Below are 23602 nucleotides of genomic sequence, written 5' to 3'. Positions count from 1 at the left end.
CCAGCGGGAGCCAATCTGACGCCGGCCTCTCCAGCGCGGAGGCGCAACGCCGCTTTGTTCGATTCGGTCCCAACGAGCCGGTGCGGGCGAAAGTCGCCGGCCCGCTTTTTCAATTCCTGCGCTTCTGCAGCAACCCGCTCGTCCTGGTATTGTTGATCGCGAGCGCGACCTCGGCGCTTGTGGGCCAGGCGGTCGGCGCGATCATCATCGCCGCGATGGTCGTGCTGAGCGTCGCGCTCAACTTCATCCAGGCCTATCGCTCCGAACGAGCAGTGCGGCGCCTCAGGGAACAAGTCGCTCCCACCGCGAGCGTCAAGCGCGACGGAAACTGGGTCGAACTGCCGCGCCGACAGTTAGTGCCCGGCGACATCGTGCGGCTTTCAGCAGGCGATCTGGTTCCGGCTGACGCCCGCCTGCTGCGATGCGAGGATCTTCACCTTCAGCAAGCTGCATTGACCGGTGAATCGATGCCGGTGGAGAAATACGTCGGCGAGGACACAGCCGACGCTACCAGCCCCGCGCGCCCTGACATTGTGTTCCTTGGTACTTCAGTCGTCAGCGGCGCTGCCATCGCCGTGGTGATCGCCACCGGTCCGCGGACCAGCTTCGGCGATATCGCGGCGCAACTTTCGGAGCGCCCTCCCGAAACCGAATTTAATCGTGGCGCACGGCAGTTCGGCGCCCTGATCATGAAGACCGTTTTTTTTCTGGTGCTGTTCATCCTGGTAGTTAGCCTGGGGATGCATCGCAACGCTCTGGAGTCGCTGCTCTTTGCAGTCGCGCTCGCGGTAGGACTCACACCGGAGTTCTTGCCAATGATCACTACGGTCACGCTTTCGATGGGCGCGATAAGAATGGCGCGAAGCAAAGTGATCGTGAAACACCTCGATGCGATCGAGAACCTCGGCAGTATCGACCTGCTGTGCAGCGATAAGACCGGAACCCTGACCTCGGGCGAGATGGAGCTTGACTCCTCGCTCGACCCGTTCGGAGAACCTTCTGAACGCGCTTTGCGTCTCGGCTATCTGAACAGCCGCTTTGAATCGGGAATCAAGAGTCCCCTCGATGCGAGCATTCTGAAGCATCCGCCGCCGAGCGTCGATGAATTCGAGAAGACCGACGAAATTCCGTTCGATTTTGAACGGCGCCGGCTCTCGGTCGTCGTCAAGACCCAGGGCGCCTTCACTCTCATAACCAAGGGCGCGCCCGAAGGAATTCTGGCCGCGAGCACTTCGTTCGAGGCCGGCGGCGAATGCCGCCCGCTGGGAGAGGCGGAGCGAAAGCGATGCACTGATGCCTTTCGCCACTTGAGCGCAAAAGGATTGCGCGTCCTTGCCGTCGCTTATCGACCGGTTGATCGCGGCGACCGATGGAGACGCGAGGACGAGCGCGAACTAATCCTTGCGGGATTCCTCACTTTTCTCGATCCTCCGGTCGAAGGAGTCGCCGAGATCATAGCTGCCTTGCGGTCAGATGGCGTCGGGATCAAGATTCTCACCGGCGACAACGAACTGGTGACCCGGCACGTGTGCGAGACGGTTGGAATCGACTGCTCGCGAATCGTACTGGGAACTGAACTCGAGCACATGACGGACTCGGCGCTGTTTCACGTCGCCGAAGAAGCTAACGTCTTCGCGCGGGTGTCGCCCGGCCAGAAGAATCGGATCATCCGCGCGCTCAAGAGCCGGGGCCACGTAGTCGGTTTTCTTGGAGACGGAATCAACGATGCACCTTCGTTGCACGCCGCCGACGTTGGCATTTCTGTGGCGGGCGCGGTCGATGTAGCCAAGGACGCTGCGGACATCATACTCCTCGAGCACGCACTGGGTGTTCTCCACAAAGGAATCGCCGAAGGCCGGAAGGCATTCGGCAACGTTCTAAAGTACATCCTGATGGGGACCAGCTCCAATTTCGGCAATATGTTCAGTATGGCTGCCGCAACCCTGTTTCTTCCGTTCCTGCCGATGCTGCCGATGCAAATCCTTTTGAACAACTTCCTCTACGATCTGGCCCAGGTGACGATCCCAACCGATAACGTCGATCCGATCTATGTTCAATCTCCGCAGAAATGGAACATCCGGATTATTCGCAACTTTATGATGCTGATCGGCCCGATCAGCTCGATCTTCGACTTTCTGACATTCTACATTCTGCTGAAGGTCTTTCACTCATCGGAAGCGCTCTTTCATACCGGATGGTTCGTCGAATCCCTCGCAACTCAGACTCTAGTGCTGTTCGTGATTCGTACCGCGGGCAAACCATGGTCCAACCGCCCGAGCCTGCCGCTCGCATTGACCACCATTCTGATCGTGCTTACCGGCTTGCTGCTCCCGTTCAGTCCGTTAGCGGGGTACCTCGGGTTTGTTCCGTTACCAGCAGCTTTCTTTCTTTTCCTCGCGATCGCTGTCCTCACCTACCTTATCCTCGTGGAGATGGTGAAGACGAGGTTACTGCGATCATTCCTGCTGCGGGCATAACGTGGCGCCGCGTCGAAGCTGCACCAGGGTAGCCGCGCGCCCCGCATCATGCTCGAAAAACCAGGAGCCCCGCTCGATGAGCAGGGCTCCAATGGTTCGCGGAATCACATTGCGGGCGAAGGTCAGCCTGCGGCTGCCGATACAGGAGGGCGGGCCGCGCCCTCCGGCTCGACGTTCTTGAAGTATGGGATAACGTGGCGGCCAATCAGCTTGATCGTGTCCATGATCGCCGCATGCGGCATCCTGCCCACTTGCACCAGCAGCATGAGTTCGTCGATGCCGGCCTCTGGGTACTTCTGCACGGCCTTGATGCAATCGTCGGGATTGCCGCAAATGACCGCTCCGCTCTGGGCCGCGGCGTCGATGTTGAACGCCGACGGCGCGATCGGTGCAACTGTCAGCGGCTTCGAATCGTCCTTCTTTTGACCGCGGCTCGAGATCAACGCGTCCGAGATGTTCGCATAGTACTGGTAAGTCTTGGCGCTCTTCGGGATATACAACTGCTGGCCCAGCTCCCAGAAAAATCTCATGTTGGGCTCCGCAACCTCGTAAGCTTTCGCTCTCGTTTCCGCGCAGCACGCCATCGCCGAAGAGGCGACCTGGTTGTTCACGAATGCGCCTGCGGGATTGGTGCACGTTTCAGCCGCGTCACGATAGATCTTCAATTGCGCCTCGAGCATCCCCGGCGCCAGGAATCCGAACGACAATAGCCCGACGCCCAGCTTGCCCGCGCGCTCGAAACTGCTGGGCTGCGTCGCGGCGTGCCACAGCGGCGGATGCGGTTTCTGGATCGGCTTTGGCAGCACCGAGCGCTCTGGCATTTTCAGATGCTTGCCATCGAAGCTGACCTTGTCCTTCATCCACATCTGCGGGATGGCGCGGACCGCTTCCTCCCATTGTTCGATCGTTTCGTCGGGGTCGATCATGAAGCCGCCGAGTTCCTGCTCGGTGATAGAACGGCCCGTGCCGAGTTCAACTCGGCCGTTGGAGAGAATATCGAGCACCGCGGCGCGTTCGGCGACCCGCGCCGGATGGTTGTAGCGATGCGGCAGCAGGACGACTCCGTGCCCCAGCCGGATTCGGCTGGTTCGCTGGGGCTGATCGCGCCGAAGAACACCTCCGGCGCTGAGCTGTGCGAATACTCCGTCAGGAAATGATGCTCGACGCACCAAGCTGCGTGGAATCCCATTTCCTCCGCCAGTTCGATCTGGGAGATTGCCTGCCAATAGGTGTTGTACTCCGAGAGTTCGTGCCATGGCTTGGCCATTTGCAGTTCGTATATGAGCGAGATTCGCATCGTGTGATTCCTCCCAATCGGGTTGTAGAGCGGCATACTCTGAAATATTTCGCCGAAATCTAGCAACAGGGATGCCATAAGCATGCTTGGCACGCCCAACTGATCACCCGTCAGAATAGGCTGGAATCCCTCAGATTCTCGTTCCTACGGAGGAGCCGAATTCAGTGCCGTAGCACGAGCCCGAATCGACCATCCGGCTCGAATTGATACACGTGTTTCCATCGGAGACAATTGCTTGCGAAGATGTCGCGGTCGGTGATGCTTCTTGCAAATCGTGGTGCGGAAGGATCGCGCGCCAGCTAGGCGAGATGGTACTTCGCGATCTTCGCGTACAGCCGCTTGCGCGAGATCTTGAGCAGCTTCGCCGCGGAGACCTTGTTGCCGCCGGTACTTTCCAGCGCGCGCCGTATCAGATCGCGCTCTGCGTCCGCAAAACTTCCTGGATGAATAGGCGCCGCACCCTGCTCTACCACCTGATGGCGGCCGCTAATAGATTCGGGTAGATCCGCGAGCTGAATCTGATGCGACTTGCCGAACGTGAATGCGGTTTCGATTGCGTTCGCGAGTTCGCGCACGTTGCCCGGCCACAGGTAATTGCGCATCGCTTCAAGCGCGGCTTCCTCCACTCCCACAACTGGCGTTGCACGAAAACCCCGTCCGTTCATTACTTCGATGAAATGTTCGACCAGCAGAGGGACGTCCTCGGGACGCTTTCTGAGTGGCGCGATAGAAAGCACGCTCGCCTGCAGCCGGTAGTACAAATCTGAGCGCAGGAGACCTGCGCTGACGGCTTCATCGGGGTTGCGGTTGGTAGAAGCTATGAGTCTCACGTTAACCGGGATCTCACGCGTCGAACCGACTGGGCGCACCGTTCGCTCCTGAAGCGCTCGCAGCAGCTTGCTCTGGGTGTCGGGGCTCATCTCGGTTATCTCGTCGAGCAGCAAGGTCCCGGCCTCGGCGGACCTGAACAGTCCTTCGTATTCGGTGGTAGCTCCGCTGAAAGCGCCGCGCTTGTATCCGAAGAGTTCACTTTCGATAAGTTCCCTCGGAATCGCCGCGCAGTTCAGAGCGACAAAAGGCGCTTTCGGATTCGGCCCGCACTCGTGAATCGCCCTCGCGACGAGTTCCTTGCCCGTCCCGCTCTCTCCGACGATAAGAACCGTTCCGCGCGTCGCGCCGACAGCCTCGATTCGTTCGTATAGTTTGCGCATTGTTTCGGCGCCGCCGACCAGGCCGTGAAACTGAGTCCGCTTATCAGGCGGCAATGACTTTGCCTCGCGTTCCAGCGCCTCGATGCGGGCGCCTGAGACCGCGGTCGTGGAGCGGAAATAGGTATCAGCGAGGATGATTATCCGGCAGTGACTGAGCTTGTCGAAGGATTGGTAGAGCTTGGGCAGCGAAGGCGGAAAGGAAGGGAAGAAAGCGGTAGCACTTTCCTCAAAAAGATGCATCGAGACGATCAATTCGGAAAACGGCACACCTCGCTCAGCCAGCATTCGTCCAATTTGCCCCATGTCGATTGCAAAGGTCTCCATGTCGCACGCGAGCAGGTCGCGCATAGTGGTGTCGAGTTCGGTACCGAAGATTTTGAGGAACTCGGGCTTGGTAAGTGAGCGCGCATCTCCGAAATGCATCACATACAAATTATGCCAATTGGCAAGGACCTCATCCCGATGCTTGCGTAGCGCGTGAAAAACGGATTGCAGCGCCAACAATTCCTCGTCCCATACGAGATGGAAGTAACGAGGCCCGGCTTGCGCTGCGCCGGTAGAGAGGGAGTTGCGATCTTCGCGATCAGATTTCATTCGATTAACTTTACCCATGTAACCATCGGTTACAACTCTCGCCGCCGATGTTCCAAATGGAATCAGTCGTGGCTGAGCTATCAGTCATCATTGTTCGCTAACGAATTGCGAAAAACTGGGGAGGTTCGGCGAAACCGAGTGGCACGAAACGCGCATTACCACCTAGCTAAGCTAACTAACGCATATGATGTGCTTGCCAACTATCGCAATCCTCTCGGCTGACCCGGCTATCTCGAATCTGGCCCGGGACCTCGTCGCCGAACGATGGCGCGTCGAGGAGAGCAGTGGCTCGCACACCGACAGAAGGTTTCCGGCATTTCCAGCCGTCAGAATCGTCATTTTCGACGATGAAACTGTCGATCTTGCCGATCGTAGCTGGTTGCTCGCGCAGATTCGCAAGCGTGCACCTAGTGCATCGATGCTGTACATAGCCGCGAACCACGACAGCAACACGGAGCGACAGGCGCGAATCAACGGCGCGCATTACTACTGTTCCAAGCCGATCGATCATAGCGAATTCAGGGCGGTCCTAAACTCGTTTCTGCGCACCTCCAAGTAGCCGCGATCAAACAGATCGCACTGGCTTCGGTCTTCATAAGAAACACTTGAGACTCGACTCCAAAGGAAACAGATGTATCGATCGGAATCATCTTCGCGGCACAGCGCGTCAATCACCGACCCCGTCGATTGGGTAATTGTCCAAGCTTTTTGCGTTTCAAGCTCGGATCAGAGACCGATCCGCGATGGCACGCCGCGTGCGTTTGTGGCGGACGTGTTTGAATAACCGAGGAACCGCAGCGACTGTGCTAGACCATCTTCTTCCCATCAACGTTTCGACTTTCGGTGGCGATATCGACCACGTCTTCTGGCTGATTTTCTGGATCGTCGGACTTTGGTTCATTGCCGCTGAGTGCATTCTTCTTTACTCGGTGATGCGTCATCGCAGGAAGGCTGGCGCCGTCGCGGCGTTTTGGCGTGGCGACACTCCACGCCAGCTCGCCTGGGTGCTGATTCCAGCCTTCGTTGTACTTTGCCTTGACCTGGGCATTGACTACGCAGGCGCCAGCGTCTGGGAGCGCGTCAAAGGAAATGCGCCTGCCAGCAATATCGTCGTGCGCGTCACGGCCAAGCAGTTCAACTGGATTTTCACCTATCCCGGGCCGGACAATAAGTTCGGGACTGCCGACGACGTCACCTCCGAAAACGATATGCACGTGCCGGTCGGGAAGGTAGTCCACCTCGAACTGGAATCGCCTGATGTGATTCACAGCTTCTTTGTTCCGAACTTGCGGCTGAAGCAGGACGTCGTGCCGGGTCGCACGATTCGAGCCTGGTTCGAAGCTACCAAGGCCGGCACTTACGAAATCGCCTGCTCCGAGCTGTGCGGATTCGGACACTACTCGATGCAGGGCAACGTCATCGTACAAAACCAGGCCGCATATGCAGCGTGGGTTCGGGAAACATGGCCGCGCTCGACGGCCGCTAGTTCATCGGCGTCGAGCAAGAACTGAAAAACGATGGGAGCCGCACAGGTGCGCGATTCGCACGAGCAGCCGGCCGGGTTTATCCGCCGCTACGTCTTCTCGACCGACCACAAGGTGATTGCGAAGCAATACCTGCTACTCAGCCTGGCGATGGCCCTGGTCGGCGGCTTCACTGCCTATCTAATCCGATGGCAGCTTGCCTGGCCGGAGACAGACATCCCGGGATGGGGTCCAATTGGACCGGACAACTTCAACGCGATCGTCACGATGCATGGCACGGTGATGGTGTTTTTCGTCGCGATGCCATTCCTGCTCGGCGCCTTCGGCAACTTCCTCATCCCGTTGATGATCGGCGCCAGAGACATGGCATTCCCGCGGCTCAACCTGATGTCGTTCTGGACGCTGTTCACCGCGTCGGTCGTCTTGACGGTTTCGATGTTTGTGCCAGGCGGTCCCGCCGCCGCTGGTTGGACGAGTTACGCGCCCCTCTCCGATAACTACATCTATACCGGGGTTACCTGGGGCCAGGATCTCTGGATCCTCGCAGTAGCACTGGAGTTTGCTTCATTTCTTATGGGTGGGATCAACTTCCTTACCACCACCCTCAACCTGCGCGCCCCGGGAATGACTCTCTTTCGGCTGCCGCTGCTGGTCTGGATGGAGATAACTGCGGCAGTAGTCTTTCTGCTGTCGGTAGGTCCGTTGATTGCGGGCGCGCTGATGCTTCTGATGGATCGAAAGCTTGGCACTTCCTTCTTCCGGCCCGACGGCGGCGGCGATCCCTTGCTATGGGAGCACCTATTCTGGTTCTTCGGTCATCCAGAAGTTTATGTCGTCGCGCTGCCAGGCTTCGGAATCATGCTGGAGGTGATTCCGGTGTTCGCCCGCAAACCGATCTTCGGCTATCGCGCCATGATCTGGTCAACTATCGCGGCGGGACTGCTGAGCTTCGTGGTCTGGGCGCATCACATGTTCGTAAGTGGGATGGATCCACGGCTGGCCACCTCGTTCAGCGTCACCACGATCCTTATCTCAGTGCCATTCGCAATCATCGTGTTTGCGATGATTGCGACGGTTTGGCGCGGCTCGATCGATCTTGCTACTCCGATGCTCTTCGCGCTGGGCGGACTTGCAACCTTTCTCATCGGCGGTGTGACGGGGATTTTCGTCGGTTCTGCAACCACAGACATCTTTCTGCACGGTACCTACTTTGTGGTTGCGCATTTTCACTACACGCTTTTTCCGGTGACGTTCTTCGGCGGTTTCGCTGGTATCTACTATTGGTACCCGAAGTTCTTCGGACGAATGATGAACGAGACGCTGGGCAAGATTCATTTCTACTTGACGCTCGTCTGTTTCAACGCGGTGTTCATCCCGCTGTTCCTGGCCGGCCTTCAGGGAAACCCAAGGCGCATCTACGAAATGAGCTCGTACGACTTCCTGAAGCCGGTGCAGCCCATGCACCTGATCGCGACGATCGCGACGATTGGCCTGCTACTTGGACAACTGCCGTTCGTAATCAACTTCGGGTACAGCCTGGTGCGCGGCAAGAAGGCCGTCGCCAATCCGTGGCAAGCCAACACGCTCGAATGGATGACCGATTCTCCTCCGCCTCACGAGAACTTCAGAACGGTTCCGATTGTCTGTCGCGATCCGTACGAATACAGCGTGCCGGGCGCGTCCCGCGACTGGATTCCGCAAACGGAACCCGAACCGGCTGTCCTTGCCACCGCGGCGGCGGAATGAATGATGGCGAACCCCAACACCGCGCGAGTCTATAGATGAGCAACGCCGTGCATACTTCATCCGTCGAAACGCTTGAAGGACTCGATGCATTCCATCCAGCCGTCGGGAAGCTCGGCGTTTGGTGGTTTCTTGCTTCGGAGGTCATGATCTTTGGCGGACTGATCGGCTCGTATGTGCTGCTCAGAATCGCGCACGGCGGCTGGCCCGATCAGGCATCGCATGTGAATTGGCAGCTCGGCGCTGTCAATACAGCGGTGCTGGTGACCAGCAGCCTCACGATGATCCTCGCGCTGAATGCTGTACGTTCAGAACGCCGCGAGCGCGCCGCCAGATTTTTACTCGCAACAGTGCTGCTTGGATTCACGTTCCTGGGCGTCAAGTCGATCGAGTACTCGCGCGAGATCAGTGAAGGCTTCACTCCGGGCGCCGGGATGTTCTGGTCATTTTACTACCTGATGACTGGGCTGCACGGGGTTCACGTATTCGGCGGAATCATCCTGAACGCGACGCTATACGCCGCGGCGGTTAGTGGCAGCTTGTGGTCGAGCGATCGGCGCGAGCGAGTCGAGTTCGCCGGGCTGTATTGGCATTTCGTGGATGTCGTCTGGATTTTCCTGTTTCCGCTCCTGTATCTCGCATGAACCCGCAACAAGCAAAGGAGCCAAAGGTCTTTGTGACTGCTGAGAATTCGGATCGCTCGTCGGTGATAATCTGGATCTGGCTGCTCGTCCTGCTAGGCGCCGGAATGGCCGTGTTCAAGTTGCCGATTTCGCGAATCCCGGCCTTGGTGCTGATTTTCGGAATCGCCACGTTAAAGGCCGCACTGGTGCTGCGCAACTATATGCACCTTAAGTCCGAGCAGGTATTGATATATGCGATAGCGTTCGTGCCGGTCCTTCTTGCTATCGGAATGGCGCTCGTTTTGATTCCTGACATCGTCTTTCGTCGATGACCTATCTATGCGAAATTGCTTGACCACCGGACTTAGGAACCTTGCAGCCGCTATGGCATTCCTGGCAGCCATGCACGGCGATGCTTTCGCATGCTCGGCGTGCTTCGGTGCTTCCACGCCCCTGGCGCTTAGAGCGTTTTACGTCAGCACGATTCTTTTGAGCGCGATGCCGTTCGCAATCATAGCAGGGTTTGTAATTTATCTTAGGCGTCATCGACTGGGCACCGGCGTATCGTCGCGCACTTAGAGAAGAGGATCGAAGCAATGAACTCTGAAAAGCAGGAAAACGCCATGCGTGAATACCAAGGCTACTTGATCAAGGAAAATTCCGAGACTGGCCGATGGGAGGTCTTCTGGCGCGAAAGAAAGCAGAAGGTCGATTTCGCCCGGGAAGCGGAAGCCGAGGAATGGATCGACGACCAGATACCATCGCATCGATTCTAATCGCGTGCGAGCGTGACATTTGGCAATAGCTTGCTGAACGCGCCAGGAGGGCCTTCTATGTCCGGTCAATCACAACCTGTTCGCCGCATCGCGATCATCGGATCGGGCTTCTCAGGTCTTTGCCTGGGTATCCAACTGAAGAAAGCAGGGATCAGTTCATTCACCATCTTCGAGAAATCGGATCGGCTGGGCGGCACCTGGCGAGACAACACCTATCCCGGCGCGGCCTGCGATGTCCCTTCGTTTTCGTATTGCTTCTCATTCGAGCAAAAGACCGACTGGTCGCGGAAGTGGTCGCCACAGTCAGAGATCCTGGATTACATGGAGCACTGCGCGCGGAAATACGAGATCCTGCCGCACCTCAGGTTCGGCACCGAGATCGCCTCGGCCCGATGGGACGAAGATGCGATGCTATGGCATATTCGCACAACCCAGGGTGAAGAGCTCGAGGCTGAGATACTCGTAAGCGGCGTCGGTCAGTTGAATCGTCCTCACACACCTAAGATTCAAGGTATCGAGACTTATAGGGGCGTCGCGTTTCATTCGGCGCGATGGCGCCACGACGTCGATCTGACCGGCAAGAGCGTGGGTGTGATCGGCAACGCCGCCAGCGCGATTCAATTCATTCCTCAGATCGCGCCGAAAGCCGCGAAGGTGTTCGTTTTTCAGCGCAGCGCGAACTGGATGGTGCCTAGGAACGATCTCGCCTATAGCGAACAGCAGAGGCGCCGCTATGCGCGCCATCCGTGGCTGGCGAAGCTCTATCGATGGAAGATCTGGCTGCAGCACGAGATCAACTGGCCGGTCTTTAGGAGGAACACCTTCCTGGCTGGCAGAATGCAGCAAGCGGCCGAGAACTATATGCGCTCGACCGTCAAAGATCCCGAGCTTCAGGCAGTGCTGATCCCCGACTATCCGATCGGCGGCAAGAGAATCCTGATCTCGGACGACTATTTTCCAACTCTGAACAGGGAAAACGTTGAGGTCGTAATCAGCGGAATCGATCACCTGTCGGAAGGCGCCGTCAATACCAAAGACGGGCGTGCGATACCGGTCGATGCGGTCATCCTCGCAACCGGATTCGAGTCCACAGCATTTCTCGCTCCGATGTCTATCAGGGGCCGCAACGGACGGCTGCTGCGGGACGAATGGAAAGGCGGCGCGCGGGCTTATCTGGGTATCAGCGTAGCCGGCTTTCCGAATCTATTCCTGATGTACGGCCCGAACACGAATCTGGGTCACAACTCGATCATCTTCATGATCGAATGCCAGACCAACTACATCCTGGATTGCCTGCGCAAGATGGACGAACGCGGCGCCTCGGTGATCGATCTCAAGCGTGAATCTATGGATGAATTTGACGCGCGCGTGCAGCATGAATTGCAGACCACGGTGTGGGCATCGACCGGCAAGAGTTGGTACAAGACGAGCGACGGACGTATCACCAACAACTGGTCAGGCAGCACCATTCGCTATTGGTGGAATACGCGGCACGCAAATCCGGGGACGTATCGCTTCGAAGCGCGTGAGGCGTCTCGATCCGCGGCTGGAAGCGACAGCTCGGCTCATCGCGCGGCGTAAGCACATGATTTTTGGTGGTGATCCCAGCGGGAGTCGAACCCGCGTTACCGACGTGAGAGGCCGGTGTCCTAACCACTAGACGATGGGACCACATCGTCGCGCGCTGCTTGCGCGCTTCTGAGTTGGCTGAGGAGGCAGGACTCGAACCTGCAATCGCCTGATCCAGAGTCAGGTGCCTTACCAATTTGGCCACTCCTCAGCGCCTTCGTGATAATAACCAACGACGGTCGAACGCGCCACCTCGAAGGGGGCGCGATAATCGCGGAGAGGGGAGGAAGCGGCGATCGATCGAGACCTGGACGGAAGATGCGGTCGATTCATTTGTGGCACAGGCTTTAGCCTGTGGTGATTTGAGAAAAGAGTCTAAGACAACCGATCGCTACAGGTTGGGGGAAGTGCGGCGGAGGGTGTCGCGCATCTCGTCCGCGATCTTTTTGTAATCCGGCTTGCCGAAAATCCCGGAGCCCGACACGAACACATTCGCTCCCGCCGCCTTCGCGTCTGCGATATTGTCGAGCTTGATTCCGCCGTCGATCTCGACGTCGAGCTTGAGCCCGCGCCGCCTGAGCTCGCGCCGAATATGGCGCAGCTTCTCGAGCGCCGACGGGATGAACGCCTGGCCACCGAATCCCGGATGCACGCTCATCACGAGGATCATGTCGAGATGCTCCGCGAACGGCAGCACGCGGTCGGCGTCGGTCTCGGGCTTGATTCCGATCGAGGCGCGCGCGCCAAGCGCGTGGATTTTTTTCGCCATCGCCGGAATATCGGGGCATACTTCGCAATGCACCGAGATCGAATTGGCGCCCGCCTTGACGAACGCCTCGACGTAGCGCTCGGGCTCGGAAATCATCAGATGCGCATCGAGCGGCAGCCGGGTGATTTTTCGCACCGAAGCCATCACGGGAATTCCAATCGACAGGTTGGGCACGAAATGCCCGTCCATCACGTCGAAATGAATCAGGTCGGCGCCCGCGGCCTCGACCGCGCGGATTTCGTCGCCGAGCCGCGCGAAATCCGCGGCGAGAATTGAGGGCGCCAGCTTGTCCGCAGGATCGGGTCCGGAATTTTCGTCGATGCGGCCTGCCATGCGCTCGACATTAGCGGCGTCGCGATTCGGTTGCGAGTGTCAGCCGAGCGTTTCACGTGAAACATTGCCGTGTGCACGCTCGATCGCTGTGGCGCCGCTACTCGATATCTTCTGCTTTGATGATTCCGGCTCGCGGCGGATTGCGCCGAACCTTGGTCTGCGAACGGCGCCGGCTTCGGCGCGGCTCGTCGGCCGCATCCGCACCGACGCGCGAGCGGCGACTCGCTGGCGCGGCCTCGTCTCCGCCGCCGGTCATCGAAGCGACGCGGACTCTTGCGACGCCTTTTTTGGTGATGCCGATTTCCTGCGCCGCGCGCCGCGACAAATCAAGCGTGCGGCCGCGCCGGTGCGGTCCGCGATCGTTGATCCTCACCACCACCGACTTGCCGGTCGAAGGATTCGTCACCTTCACGTGCGAGCCGATCGGCAGGGTCTTCGAGGCGGCCGTCAAGGCATTCGGATTGAACCTCTCGCCCGTGCTGGTGCGACGGCCGACGAAGCCCGGACCGTACCACGACGCGACTTCGGTTCGTTCGTGAGGATGAGGAAGCGGCTGGTAGTACGATGGCACGTTGCTGCGCGCGGAGCATCCTGCGATCGCAAACGCGAGCATCGCGGCAACGGCGAAGGCCGGGCAATCGAGCGAAGGCTTGAAGTACGCGAGTTTCGCGCGGGATTCACAGGCGGCGCGCGAATCCCGATTCAGGGCTGGTACAAATTCCACACAAATCAATCCCGCGGGTCGCACGCGAACCAATCAAGCTTACAGCTCCAGGTAAAGCCCCTCTAATATTAGAGATCGATGCGCACCTCGCAAAATCCGATGCTATCGTTTAGAAGCGGAATCGATCAGGGCCAGACCGCGCCGTCGGCGATCAGCGAGTCTCGCTCCGCCTTACTGAGCCCCAGCAGCTCGCCGAGCACCTGGTCGGTGTTCTCGCCGACTTCGGGAGCGATCGTGCGCACGCTGCCGGGCGTCGCCGACAGCTTGAACGGGATGCCGGTGACGCGCGTCGCGGCGCCCTTGGCCGGCGTGACCTTGGGCCAGAAGCCGCGCTCCTTCAGTTGCGGGTCGCGCGCGCAGAGATCGATCCCGTTCTCGACCACGCCCGCCGCGATACCGGCCTTTTGCAGCGTCGTCATCGCGTCTTCGGCGCTGCGCTCGACGGTCCATCGCGCGACGTTGGCGTCCAGCTCGGCCGCATTGCGCATCCTGAGATAGAGCGTCCGAAACTTCGCGTCGCGCGACCATTCCGGCGCACCGACCGTATCGACGAACCGACGCCACTCGGCCTCGCCGCGCACCGCGATCGCGATCCATCGATCATTGTCGTCGCCGCGCGCCTTGCACGGATAGACGCCGTGCGGCGCGCTCGGTCCCTCCTGCGAATTGTAGCCCGGCGGCGATTGCGCCCGCCCGTTCACCGAGAAATCCAGCAGCGCCGGACCGACTACCGCGGCCGCCGCCTCGAACTGCGAGAGATCGACGAACTGCCCTTGACCCGTGCGTCGCCGATTCCTTAGCGCCACCAGCGCCGCGAGCGCGCCGGTGTATCCGCCGCACATGTCCGCGTACGAGTAGCCGTATCCGGCCGGCGTGCCGTCAGGCTCCGCCATCAGCAGCGTGAATCCCGCGAGCGCCTGCAGGGTCGGCCCGTAACTCACGTAGCTCGAGCGCGGCCCGGTATGCCCGAGCCCGCTCATGCTGATGCAAATGATATCGGGCTTGACGGCGCGCAGGCTCTCGTAATCCATCCCCCACGTGCGCATCACGCGCGCCGAAAAATTATCCATCACGATGTCGCTCTTCGCCGCGATTCGCCGCGCCAGTTCGACCCCGCGCGGATGCTGCATGTTGATCGCGAGCGATAGCTTGTCGCGATGAAGATCGCATAGCAGCCCCAGCTTGCGATTGCCGAGTTGCGGCGGCTCCTTGCGCTCGATCTTGAGCACTTCAGCGCCGTGATCGGCGAGGATTCGCGTCGCGACCGGCCCCGCGACGACCCAGGTGAAGTCGAGAATCCGAACTCCGTCGAGCGGCATCGGCGCCATCTAGATGATCCCCTCCGCCGCGAGCGCCGCGATCGCGGTTTTGTCCATGCCGAGATCGTTGCGCAGAATTTCCCCGCTATGCTCTCCCACCAGCGGCGGCCGCCGTCGCGCGCGCCACGGCGTTCCGTTGAAAAAATACGGCGCGCCGGGATAGCGAAACGTGCGCCCAAGCTCCGGATGCTCGACCTCGACCATAAAGCCGCGCGCCGCGAGTTGCTCGTCGTCGAACATCGCCTCGGGCGGACGCACCGTCGCGTACGGCTGCCGCAGCAACTGCGCGCGTTCGATCAGTTCTTCGCGCGGATAGTCCTTCACCCATTCGTCGAGCACGTCGAACAGATGCTCCGCCATCAGGAAGCGATGCATCACCTGATGGTACTCCGGCGCCTCGAGATCGCCCGCCTTGCCGTCGGCCTTCACCCATTCGATCAGCGAGGTCCAATCGCCGAGCGAGCAATGCATGATGTATCCGTCGCGGCATTTGCCGACCCGGAAAAAGCGGCTCCAATGCAGCGTGCCGCGCCGCGGCTCGGCCTCGCCGCGCTCGAAATATCCCGCCGCGACGTGCTCGACCGCAGCCGCGGTCGCTTCCTGCATGCTGAGATCGATCCACTGGCCCTCGGAAGTTTTGTCGCGCGCAAACAGCGCAAGCATCACGGCGATCGCGCCGAAATACGACGACGAATGATACGCCTGCAGGCCGAGCGGCCGCACGGGCGGATGATTCGGGTAGCCGTTGACGTAGAGCATCCCGCCGAGCGCCGTCAGCACCGTGTCGTCGGCGGTGAAATCGCGATACGGCCCGGTTTGTCCGAAGGGCGCGATCGAGCAGAGCACCAGCGCTGGATTCTCGCGATGAAGCGTCTCCCATCCGAGGCCCATCTTTTCGATCGTGCCGGGCGCGTAGCTCTCGATTATCACGTCGGCGGAACGCGCGAGCTGGAGCAAAATCTCGACTCCGCGCGGATCGTTCAGATCCAGCGTGAGCGAGCGCTTGTTGAGATTGTAGAACCAGAAAAAGAGGCTGCGATCGCGATGCGGCAAATCGTCGAGGAACGGACCGATCCGGCGCGCGTCGTCGCCCGCGGGCGGCTCGACCTTGATCACGTCGGCGCCCATGTCGGCCAGCAGTCGCGCGCAGAGTTGTGCGCGATGACCGGTCAAATCGAGCACGCGCAGGCCCGCCAGCGCGCCGGGCTCGCTCACCGGATTACCTTCTTTTCTTGCTTCTTCGCTTGCTTCGCTTCGCGCGCCAATTGCTCAATCGCGAACGGACTCAAATCCTGGGTCGGCGGTACCTCGGCCAATACTTCGTTCTTGGGCCCGGTGCATTTGCCGCCGCGCACGCGAATCGTTTCGAACGTGTCGGGATTAACCCACCGGACGCCGAGCACCGCGGGCTTCGCCTGCCCGTCTTCATCGACGGGCACGAGCGCGGTTCCCTCTTTGTCGAATAGAGTTACTTTTCTAAGTGACATGTTTGATGCGATCTCTTGCGATTTTCCAACGATGCCAGGTTCTTGTGCGGTCGCTTCCGAGCCAGCGTAGATAGCGCAATCCGCTCGCGCAAGCCCATCCGCGCTCGTATCGTCCGACAAATTTGGGAATGCGGCACCCAAAGTTCCAGGCTAACTCAGGTGTTTGGAAAACATGAATTTCGCCGCGCCGAGCCGGCGACATTCGCTCCGCCTTAACAGCGCGCGGCGTATCTGACACGATGCTGGACATTCGGCGCGTGCTTCCGGCGGCCGATTATCGATGAAGGAACTGATTCTCAACACTCTCGAGGCAGCAATTGAACGGGCGCGCGTGGCAGGTCAACTGGTTTCCGTGCGCCCGCCGGTAGGAATCGAAGCGCCCAAGGATCCCGCGCACGGCGACATCGCGTCGAACGTCGCGCTGACACTGGCGCGCGCCGAAAAGAAGGCGCCCAGAGCGATCGCGGAGATCATCAAAGCCAATGTCGAATTGCCGCCGAAAGTGATCGAAGTGTCGGTCGCGGGTCCGGGGTTCATCAATTTCAGGATGGCGCCGGCGTATTGGCATTCGGAGATGCGCCGCGCGGCAGAGCAGGGCGCGGAGTTCTGGAAGCCGCAAAAATGGATGCTGCGGCCCGGCGCCGGCGACAAAGTCCAGGTCGAGTTTCTCTCCGCCAATCCTACGGGGCCGCTGACCGTCGGCCACGGGCGCAATGCGGTGCTCGGCGACACGATCGCGCGGCTTTACGAAGCGGCCGGCTTCGACGTTACGCGCGAATACTATTTCAACGACGGCGGGCGGCAGATGAAACTGCTCGGCGAGTCGGTGCGCGTGCGATATCTGCAAGCGCACGGAATCGCGGCGACGCTGCCCGAGGACGGATACCAGGGCGAGTATATCGTCGATATCGGACAGGCGCTCAAGGCCGAGCACGGCGACAAGTACGTCGCGGAAACCAATCTTGAAATTTTTCGCGCGGCGGCGGTGAAGGCGATTTTCGCGGACATCAATCGCACTTGCGCGCGTTTGGGAATCCGCTTCGACGTTTTCACCAACGAACTCGACCTGATGAAGTCCGGCACCGTCGATTCGGTGCTGGCGGCGCTCAAGGATCGCGATCTCACCTTCGAAAAAGACGGCGCAGTATGGCTCCGCGGCGAGCCGCTCGGGCTCCCCAAGGACGCGGTGCTGGTGCGCTCCGATGCCGACCGACAGCCGACCTATCGCACGCCGGATATTGCGTATCATATCGAGAAGCTGAAGCGCGGCTTCGATCTGATCATCGATGTGTTCGGCGCAGATCATATCGGCGAGCATCAGCAGGTCATCGCCGCGGTCAAGGCGATGGGCCACGACACGACGCCAATCAGCGCGATCATCTACCAGTTCGTCACGCTCACGCGCGGCGGCGAAAAAGTGAAAATGTCCACGCGCAAGGCGACCTACGTCACGCTCGACGGATTGATCGACGAAGTCGGCGCCGACGTGGTGCGATTTTTCTTCGTGTTCCGCAAATCCGACAGCCAGCTCGATTTCGATCTCGAGCTCGCGAAGAAGCAGGCGCCAGAGAATCCGGTTTTCTACGTCCAGTATGCCCACGCGCGGCTGGCGAGCGTCTTTCGCGAGGCGGAAAAAGCGGGACTCGCGTTGCCCGACGATGCGGCTGCGATCGATCTCGGTCTGCTCGACGCCGAAGAACTCGATCTGGTGAAGCGCGCGATCGCGCTGCCCGAGGTGATGACGGCGGCGGCGCAGTCGCTCGAGCCGCATCGGATTTCATTCTACCTGCTGGAGTTGGCGGGCGAGTTCCATCGCTACTACAACCAGTCCTCGAATCGTATAATCGGTCCCGATCGCGAGCTGAGTCTCGCGCGAATTTTTTTGGCGCAAATTCTGAAGGGCGCGCTCGCGGGCGGTCTTGAATTGCTGGGGGTCAGCGCGCCGGATCGGATGTGAGGAGGGGGATGCGATTCGAACTGAAGTTTGGCGGTGCGTTTGTAATCCTCGTCGGACTTTTCACGCTGTCGGGCGCGGTGTTTCTGCTCGGTCTCTACGCGGGATACCAGATGGCGTGGCAGAATCAGCCCGCGCTGAATCAGATTTCGAGCACGTATCCGCTACCGAGTGCGCCAGCCGGCGCCAGTACGCCGGCGTCGGCGATGACGCCCGCCGCGGTGACGTCGCCCGCGGTCGCGAGCGGCGCACCGATTAAGCCGATCGCGCCGCGCGCAGCCGCATCGATTGCTCCTGCGATCGCTGCACCCGCGATTCCGCCGGCGCCGATACCGCGCGCAACGGCTGGCGCAATCGCGCGCGCCAAACCGCCGGCAATCGCGCCCGCCGCAAAACCGCCGCCTGCTGACGAAGGCGACGATGAAACCGACGCTGCCGATTCGGGTTTCGAGCGGCCCGCGCCGCCGACGTCGTCGAGCGCGGCGGCCGGTGGGCGGCCGGGTCACAAGCCGTTCAATATCCAGATCGAAGCAGTGATGGACAAATCCGGCGCCGACGAAATGGTCGCGCGGCTGCGCGGCCTCGGCTACAACGCGCAGGAATCCACCACCAATCTGGGGGGGCAGACCTGGTACCGCGTGCGCGTCGGACCGTACAACAGCGAAGATGAAGCGCGCTCCGCGGAACAGAAGCTGCGCGATCAATACAAGCACGCGTTCGCTCCACGCTAAGGCGGGGCGCGCTACGCGCTGTTAGTAAATGAATCGTGAAAAACATTCCGCCACTGCGATCGCGCTGATCGCATGGGCATTGATGCTGCCGCGCTATGATCTCGACGGTCGAGTCGAAGACAAGGCGCTGTTATCGGAATGGAAAATTCACAGCACTTATGAATCCCGCGACGACTGCGAGCGAGTGCGTGATCAGATGGTCGAAGTAGCGAACGAGTTTATCGCCGCGCAGGAACGGCGGGCGGAGATGGATGGCATCCCGGAAGCGTCGGTGATGCTGGCGGCGAAGTGCGTCGGCACGTAGTCATCGCATCACGCGCGAGCGACCCTGATTGACAGCGCGCCGAGCGATGTGGATATTAGTTGCAACGATGAACTTCTCGAGCCGGAAAATCAGCACGGGTTGGTGGCGTTGGCACGTCGATGCACCCGCCTGCGCGCCGGTCTTGTAATCCATCACAAAACCGATTTCTTGAGGGCCGCGGGCGAAAGTCCGGCGGCCCTTTTGCATTTTGGGCCGCGCGAAAGAAGACCGCATCGCGATCGGGAAACGCGAAAGAGGACGCGAGATGCTGCAACCGAGCGAACGTGATTTCGAACAACTGGTGGCGCAGGGATTCAATCTGATCCCGGTGTTCGAGGAAGTCGCCGCGGACCTCGAAACCCCGGTCTCGGCCTTCCTGAAGGTCGCGCGCGACGACTACGCCTTTCTCCTCGAAAGCGTGCGCGGCGGCGAGAAGTGGGGACGCTACACGTTCCTCGGTTCCGAGCCCTCGATGGTCATCCGCGCGCGCAAAAACCGGATGGATATCATCCGGCCGGGACGCGGCGTCGAAGTGCGATCCGTCACGAATGCATTCGAGGAATTGCGCGCCGAGGTAAAGCGCTTCCGCTCGCCCGAATTGCCCAATCTGCCGCGATTCTTCGGCGGCGCGGTCGGATTTCTCGCCTACGATATCGTGCGATGCTTCGAGAAGATTCCCGAAACCGCACATGACGATCTCGGCACGCCCGATCTTTTCCTGATGTTCACCGACACCGTGCTCTGCTTCGACAACGTGCGCCAGACACTCAAAATTATCGCCAACGTGCCGGTCGAGGAATTCGCCAGCACGCATATCGCGTATCAGAGCGCGCGCGTGAAAATCGACGAGATTATCGAGCGCCTGAAGAAGCCTGCGATACCGCCCTGTCTCGAAGACGTCACCGCGGTCGCCAACGACGCGACGATCGCGTCGAATCAGACGCGCGAGGGCTACATGGCGATGGTCTCCGCGGCGAAGGAATACATCGCGGCCGGCGACGTGATCCAGGTGGTTCCGTCGCAGCGTTTTGAAGCGCCGCTCACCGCGCATCCGTTTAACATTTATCGGAGCCTCCGCACGATCAATCCGTCGCCGTACATGTTCTATCTTCGGCTTGGCGATCACACGCTGGTGGGCGCGTCGCCCGAAGTGATGGTCCGGGTCGAGGGCCGCGAGATCACGCTACGGCCGATCGCGGGCACGCGGCGACGCGGCGTCACCGAGGCGGAAGACAAGGAACTCGAAGCCGAGCTGCTCGCCGATCCCAAGGAGCAGGCCGAGCACGTGATGCTGGTCGATCTCGGGCGCAACGACGTTGGCCGCGTTTCCGAAATCGGTTCGGTGAAAGTTACCGAGTTGATGGTCGTCGAGCGCTACTCGCACGTGATGCATATCGTGTCGAACGTGACCGGCGTGCTGCGCGAGGGGTGCGACGCGTTCGACGCATTCGCCGCGACGTTTCCGCAAGGAACGGTTTCGGGCGCGCCGAAAATCCGCGCGATGGAAATTATCGACGAGCTCGAAACGGTGCGCCGCGGGGTTTACGCGGGCGCGGTCGGTTACTTCAGCTATACCGGCAACACCGACACGGCGATCGCGCTCCGCACGCTGCTAATCAAGAACAACCGCGTGTATATCCAGGCCGGCGGCGGCATCGTCGCGGACTCGGATCCCGGCGCGGAATTCGAGGAGTCAGTGAACAAGGCGCGCGCGATGGTCCGCGCGCTGCAAGCCGCGCGCGAATTCGAAGCAGCCGCCAAAAGGTAATCGGCAAACGGCAATAATCATGGCGACCGAAAAATCGAAACTGAAAATCCTGATGATCGATAACTACGATTCGTTCACCTACAACCTCGTGCAGTACCTCGGTGAACTCGGCGCTGACGTGATCGTCAAGCGCAACGATGCGATCGACGTCGCCGGGGTGCGCGCGATGCGTCCGGCGGCCGTCGTGATCTCGCCCGGTCCATGCACTCCCAGCGAGGCCGGCATCTCGGTGAAACTGCTGCGCGAGATGGCCGGCGAGTTGCCGATTTTCGGCGTCTGCCTTGGCCTTCAATGCATCGGCGAGGCATTCGGCGGGCGCGTCGTGCGCGCGTCGCGCCTGATGCACGGCAAGACCTCGCCGATCCTCCACGACGGTAATACGATCTTCGCGGGCATCCCGAGTCCGTTCGACGCGATGCGCTATCATTCGCTAATCGTCGAGCCCGACTCGCTGCCGCCGACGCTCGAAATCAGCGCGCGCACCGCCGAAAACGAAATCATGGGACTTCGCCACAAGGAAGTTTCGGTCGAGGGCGTGCAATTTCATCCCGAGTCGATTCTGACTTTTGAGGGCAAGCATCTGCTGCAAAACTTTCTCGACCGGGTCGCGCAATGAACTCGATTCACGACGCGCTGGCGGCAATCGTCGAAGGCCGCACGCTCACCGAAGACGAAGCTGAATTCGCGATCGGTGAAGTGATGGACGGCAAAGCCCACGATGCGGTCGTCGGCGCGTTTCTGATTGCGCTCAAGCTGAAAACTGCGGAGGGAGAAGAGTTGGCCGGCGCGGTGCGTGCGATGCTCAAGCGCGCGCGTCCGCTCGATCTCCGCGGTCGCGAGGTGCTCGACACGTGCGGTACCGGCGGTGACGGCGCTCGCACGTTCAACATTTCGACCGCGGCGGCGCTGGTTGCGGCGGCCGCCGGCGTGCGCGTCGCGAAGCACGGCAATCGCGCGATCAGCGGACTGGTCGGCGCCGCCGACGTGCTCGAGGCGCTCGGCGTGAAGATCGATCTCGATCCGGATGGGCTCAATCGATGCCTCGACACGGCGGGAATCTGTTTCATCTTCGCGCCCAGTTATCATCCGGCGTTCAAGCGCCTCGCGGAGGTGCGGCGTGCGCTTGCGATGCCGACGATTTTCAACCTGATGGGCGCGCTCGGCAGTCCCGCGCGTCCGGCGTTTCATCTTCTTGGGGTTGCCAACGACCGCCTGATCGGTCCGATCTCGCGCGCGCTCAAAGCGCTCGGCGCCAAGCGCGCGATGGTCGTGCGCGGCGCAGATGGCCTTGACGAGATTTCGATCAGCGGACCGACGCGCGTCGTCGAACTTCGCCAGGGCGGCGAGCTAACGGAATATGAGGTGACGCCGGAAAGTTTGGGCGTCACGCGCGGCGATCATCGCGCGCTCGAAATCGAAAACCTCGACGACGCGATTCGGATGCTTCGCGTCGCGCTTGATGGCGGCAGGGGGCCGGCGCAAGATGTCGTCGCGCTCAACGGCGGCGCTGCGATTTACCTCGGCGGCAAGGCCGATTCGCTGAAAGCGGGTGTCGCAGCGGCGCGCGAAATAATCGCGTCGCGAGGTGCGCTTAAGGTGCTCGATAATTTGCGGCGCGCCAGCCACGATGAGATCCGATGAGTTCCATCCTCGACGAAATTTACGCGGCCAAGCGAGTTGAAATTCGCGCGCAACGACAAGTCGTGTCGCCGGTCGCGATCGTCGCGCAGGCGGGACGCGCGCCCAAGCCGCGCGATTTCATCGGCGCGCTCCGCTCGCGCCGCCCCGCGATTATCGCCGAAATCAAACGCGCCTCGCCGAGCAAGGGCGACATCATGCCGGGACTCGACCCCGCGACTGTTGCGCGCGAGTACGTCGAGGCGGGCGCCGCCGCGATTTCCGTCCTCACCGATCGCCACTTCAAAGGCTCGCTCGACGATCTGCGCGCCGTCCGCGCCGCCGTCGATGTACCCTTGTTGCGCAAGGATTTCATTTTCGAGCCCTACCAGGTTTACGAGGCGCGCGCCGCGGGCGCCGACTGTGTCCTGCTGATTATCGCGATGCTCAAAGAAGGCGAATTGCGCTCGCTCGCCGCGCTCGCGCGCGAACTCGGGATGGCGACGCTAGTCGAAGTGCACAACGAGCATGAATTTGGTATCGCCGCGCAAATCGGCGCCGGGCTTATCGGCATCAACAACCGCGACCTGCACACTTTTGTGACCGATCTCGCGGTGACGGAGCGATTGCTCGATCGCTACGCCGGCGACGCGACGATCGTCGCGGAGAGCGGAATCGATACGGTGAGCGACATCCGTCGTCTCAATTCCGCCGGTGCGCGCGCGTTTCTAATCGGCGAAAGTCTGCTGCGCGGCGGAGCGCCGCGCGCGAAACTCGGTGAACTGATGAAGGCATTCGAGAGTGATGGCGAGCTCAAGTGAA

The 23602-nt window shown here is 60.5% G+C and carries 22 protein-coding genes, 2 tRNA genes and 1 pseudogene; 15 read left to right on the top strand and 10 right to left on the bottom strand.

Annotated elements, in window-relative coordinates; all coding sequences use genetic code 11:
• Positions 1-2477 (top strand): magnesium-translocating P-type ATPase (gene mgtA, locus Q7S58_RS13280; protein WP_304826314.1); only part of this gene is annotated, 2477 nt, incomplete at its 5' end.
• Positions 2478-2599: 122 nt separating this feature from the next.
• Here mgtA and Q7S58_RS13275 read toward each other — a convergent pair.
• Together Q7S58_RS13275 and Q7S58_RS13270 are read right to left on the bottom strand one after the other, a co-directional pair.
• Positions 2600-3646 (bottom strand): LLM class flavin-dependent oxidoreductase, encoded by a 1047-nt coding sequence (locus Q7S58_RS13275; RefSeq protein WP_304826311.1) that lies wholly within the window; start codon positions 3644-3646, stop codon positions 2600-2602.
• Between the two features lie 427 nt (positions 3647-4073).
• Positions 4074-5408 (bottom strand): sigma-54-dependent Fis family transcriptional regulator, encoded by a 1335-nt coding sequence (locus Q7S58_RS13270; RefSeq protein WP_304826308.1) that lies wholly within the window; start codon positions 5406-5408, stop codon positions 4074-4076.
• Positions 5409-5772: 364 nt separating this feature from the next.
• On the opposite strand from Q7S58_RS13270, the gene Q7S58_RS13265 reads away from it, so the two are divergent.
• The 7 genes from Q7S58_RS13265 (at position 5773) to Q7S58_RS13235 (ending at position 11786) form a co-directional block, all read left to right on the top strand.
• Complete coding sequence (locus Q7S58_RS13265; protein WP_304826305.1) at positions 5773-6138, top strand: hypothetical protein; 366 nt, start codon at positions 5773-5775, stop codon at positions 6136-6138.
• 184 nt (positions 6139-6322) lie between these two features.
• Entirely contained in the window at positions 6323-7090 is a 768-nt protein-coding gene (locus Q7S58_RS13260; protein WP_304826302.1) for a cytochrome c oxidase subunit II, read from the top strand.
• A gap of 6 nt (positions 7091-7096) precedes the next feature.
• Entirely contained in the window at positions 7097-8809 is a 1713-nt protein-coding gene (locus tag Q7S58_RS13255; protein ID WP_304826298.1) for a cbb3-type cytochrome c oxidase subunit I, read from the top strand.
• Positions 8810-8844: 35 nt separating this feature from the next.
• The gene (locus Q7S58_RS13250; protein WP_304826295.1) at positions 8845-9450 is read left to right on the top strand and encodes a cytochrome c oxidase subunit 3; all 606 of its coding nucleotides are present in this window, start codon (positions 8845-8847) and stop codon (positions 9448-9450) included.
• Positions 9447-9761, top strand: a complete 315-nt coding sequence (locus Q7S58_RS13245) for a cytochrome C oxidase subunit IV family protein (protein ID WP_304826291.1) — start codon at positions 9447-9449, stop codon at positions 9759-9761. The genes Q7S58_RS13250 and Q7S58_RS13245 overlap by 4 nt, the downstream gene beginning before the upstream one ends.
• A 264-nt stretch (positions 9762-10025) precedes the next feature.
• Positions 10026-10205: a hypothetical protein gene (locus Q7S58_RS13240; protein ID WP_304826288.1), complete on the top strand. Its 180-nt coding sequence runs from the start codon at positions 10026-10028 to the stop codon at positions 10203-10205.
• A 57-nt stretch (positions 10206-10262) separates the two neighbouring features.
• Complete coding sequence (locus Q7S58_RS13235; protein WP_304826285.1) at positions 10263-11786, top strand: NAD(P)/FAD-dependent oxidoreductase; 1524 nt, start codon at positions 10263-10265, stop codon at positions 11784-11786.
• A gap of 15 nt (positions 11787-11801) precedes the next feature.
• Here Q7S58_RS13235 and Q7S58_RS13230 read toward each other — a convergent pair.
• From Q7S58_RS13230 to Q7S58_RS13200, 7 genes and pseudogenes are all read right to left on the bottom strand, one after another.
• Positions 11802-11876 (bottom strand) — tRNA-Glu (locus tag Q7S58_RS13230).
• Between the two features lie 33 nt (positions 11877-11909).
• Positions 11910-11985, bottom strand: a tRNA-Gln gene (locus Q7S58_RS13225).
• Between the two features lie 180 nt (positions 11986-12165).
• The gene (gene rpe / locus Q7S58_RS13220; protein ID WP_304826282.1) at positions 12166-12876 is read right to left on the bottom strand and encodes a ribulose-phosphate 3-epimerase; all 711 of its coding nucleotides are present in this window, start codon (positions 12874-12876) and stop codon (positions 12166-12168) included.
• A gap of 253 nt (positions 12877-13129) precedes the next feature.
• Positions 13130-13489 (bottom strand): annotated as a pseudogene (locus tag Q7S58_RS22200) (septal ring lytic transglycosylase RlpA family protein); the annotation flags it as partial.
• Between the two features lie 236 nt (positions 13490-13725).
• A complete protein-coding gene (locus tag Q7S58_RS13210; protein WP_304826275.1) occupies positions 13726-14928 on the bottom strand; it encodes a CaiB/BaiF CoA-transferase family protein in 1203 nt (400 codons plus the stop codon).
• The gene (locus tag Q7S58_RS13205) at positions 14929-16134 is read right to left on the bottom strand and encodes a CaiB/BaiF CoA-transferase family protein (protein WP_304826272.1); all 1206 of its coding nucleotides are present in this window, start codon (positions 16132-16134) and stop codon (positions 14929-14931) included.
• Positions 16131-16406 (bottom strand): hypothetical protein, encoded by a 276-nt coding sequence (locus Q7S58_RS13200; protein ID WP_304826269.1) that lies wholly within the window; start codon positions 16404-16406, stop codon positions 16131-16133. The genes Q7S58_RS13205 and Q7S58_RS13200 overlap by 4 nt, the downstream gene beginning before the upstream one ends.
• Positions 16407-16686: 280 nt before the next feature.
• Here Q7S58_RS13200 and argS point away from each other — a divergent pair, with 280 nt between their 5' ends.
• The 3 genes from argS to Q7S58_RS13185 are packed head-to-tail and all read left to right on the top strand — an operon-like array spanning position 16687 to position 19395.
• A complete protein-coding gene (argS, locus tag Q7S58_RS13195) occupies positions 16687-18363 on the top strand; it encodes an arginine--tRNA ligase (protein ID WP_304826266.1) in 1677 nt (558 codons plus the stop codon).
• Positions 18364-18371: 8 nt separating this feature from the next.
• Positions 18372-19091, top strand: coding sequence for an SPOR domain-containing protein (locus Q7S58_RS13190; protein ID WP_304826263.1), 720 nt, complete (start codon positions 18372-18374; stop codon positions 19089-19091).
• 28 nt (positions 19092-19119) lie between these two features.
• A complete protein-coding gene (locus tag Q7S58_RS13185; protein WP_304826260.1) occupies positions 19120-19395 on the top strand; it encodes a hypothetical protein in 276 nt (91 codons plus the stop codon).
• Here the strand turns inward: Q7S58_RS13185 and Q7S58_RS13180 are convergent, their stop codons facing one another.
• Entirely contained in the window at positions 19396-19602 is a 207-nt protein-coding gene (locus Q7S58_RS13180) for a hypothetical protein (protein WP_304826257.1), read from the bottom strand.
• 58 nt (positions 19603-19660) lie between these two features.
• Between Q7S58_RS13180 and trpE the strand changes: the two genes are divergently transcribed.
• From trpE to trpC, 4 genes are read left to right on the top strand one after another with little or no spacing between them, the layout of a single operon-like run.
• A complete protein-coding gene (gene trpE / locus Q7S58_RS13175; RefSeq protein ID WP_304826254.1) occupies positions 19661-21163 on the top strand; it encodes an anthranilate synthase component I in 1503 nt (500 codons plus the stop codon).
• A 19-nt stretch (positions 21164-21182) separates the two neighbouring features.
• Positions 21183-21779, top strand: a complete 597-nt coding sequence (locus tag Q7S58_RS13170; RefSeq protein ID WP_304826250.1) for an aminodeoxychorismate/anthranilate synthase component II — start codon at positions 21183-21185, stop codon at positions 21777-21779.
• The gene (gene trpD, locus Q7S58_RS13165; RefSeq protein WP_304826247.1) at positions 21776-22804 is read left to right on the top strand and encodes an anthranilate phosphoribosyltransferase; all 1029 of its coding nucleotides are present in this window, start codon (positions 21776-21778) and stop codon (positions 22802-22804) included. Before Q7S58_RS13170 ends, trpD begins: the two co-directional genes overlap by 4 nt.
• On the top strand, positions 22801-23601 hold the full coding sequence (trpC, locus tag Q7S58_RS13160; RefSeq protein WP_304826243.1) for an indole-3-glycerol phosphate synthase TrpC: 801 nt from the start codon (positions 22801-22803) through the stop codon (positions 23599-23601). The genes trpD and trpC overlap by 4 nt, the downstream gene beginning before the upstream one ends.
• The last annotated feature ends 1 nt before the right edge of the window (position 23602 follow it).

The sequence above is a fragment of the Candidatus Binatus sp. genome (assembly GCF_030646925.1).
In the GTDB taxonomy this organism is placed as follows: Bacteria; Desulfobacterota; Binatia; order Binatales; family Binataceae; genus Binatus.
Note: the sequence above shows the minus strand (reverse complement) of the source record. Positions and strands in the feature narration are given on the sequence as shown.

Excerpts from the sequence above, each read along its gene's own strand:
- Q7S58_RS13270 (WP_304826308.1), bottom strand. The coding sequence starts at position 5,408 with ATGCATTTCGGAGATGCGCGCTCACTTACCAAGCCCGAGTTCCTCAAA.
- Q7S58_RS13260 (WP_304826302.1), top strand. The coding sequence starts at position 6,323 with ATGGCACGCCGCGTGCGTTTGTGGCGGACGTGTTTGAATAACCGAGGA.
- Q7S58_RS13255 (WP_304826298.1), top strand. The coding sequence starts at position 7,097 with ATGGGAGCCGCACAGGTGCGCGATTCGCACGAGCAGCCGGCCGGGTTT.
- Q7S58_RS13250 (WP_304826295.1), top strand. The coding sequence starts at position 8,845 with ATGAGCAACGCCGTGCATACTTCATCCGTCGAAACGCTTGAAGGACTC.
- Q7S58_RS13245 (WP_304826291.1), top strand. The coding sequence starts at position 9,447 with ATGAACCCGCAACAAGCAAAGGAGCCAAAGGTCTTTGTGACTGCTGAG.
- Q7S58_RS13240 (WP_304826288.1), top strand. The coding sequence starts at position 10,026 with ATGAACTCTGAAAAGCAGGAAAACGCCATGCGTGAATACCAAGGCTAC.
- Q7S58_RS13235 (WP_304826285.1), top strand. The coding sequence starts at position 10,263 with ATGTCCGGTCAATCACAACCTGTTCGCCGCATCGCGATCATCGGATCG.
- rpe (WP_304826282.1), bottom strand. The coding sequence starts at position 12,876 with ATGGCAGGCCGCATCGACGAAAATTCCGGACCCGATCCTGCGGACAAG.
- Q7S58_RS13210 (WP_304826275.1), bottom strand. The coding sequence starts at position 14,928 with ATGGCGCCGATGCCGCTCGACGGAGTTCGGATTCTCGACTTCACCTGG.
- Q7S58_RS13200 (WP_304826269.1), bottom strand. The coding sequence starts at position 16,406 with ATGTCACTTAGAAAAGTAACTCTATTCGACAAAGAGGGAACCGCGCTC.
- argS (WP_304826266.1), top strand. The coding sequence starts at position 16,687 with ATGAAGGAACTGATTCTCAACACTCTCGAGGCAGCAATTGAACGGGCG.
- Q7S58_RS13190 (WP_304826263.1), top strand. The coding sequence starts at position 18,372 with ATGCGATTCGAACTGAAGTTTGGCGGTGCGTTTGTAATCCTCGTCGGA.
- Q7S58_RS13185 (WP_304826260.1), top strand. The coding sequence starts at position 19,120 with ATGAATCGTGAAAAACATTCCGCCACTGCGATCGCGCTGATCGCATGG.
- Q7S58_RS13180 (WP_304826257.1), bottom strand. The coding sequence starts at position 19,602 with ATGCAAAAGGGCCGCCGGACTTTCGCCCGCGGCCCTCAAGAAATCGGT.
- trpE (WP_304826254.1), top strand. The coding sequence starts at position 19,661 with ATGCTGCAACCGAGCGAACGTGATTTCGAACAACTGGTGGCGCAGGGA.
- Q7S58_RS13170 (WP_304826250.1), top strand. The coding sequence starts at position 21,183 with ATGGCGACCGAAAAATCGAAACTGAAAATCCTGATGATCGATAACTAC.
- trpD (WP_304826247.1), top strand. The coding sequence starts at position 21,776 with ATGAACTCGATTCACGACGCGCTGGCGGCAATCGTCGAAGGCCGCACG.
- trpC (WP_304826243.1), top strand. The coding sequence starts at position 22,801 with ATGAGTTCCATCCTCGACGAAATTTACGCGGCCAAGCGAGTTGAAATT.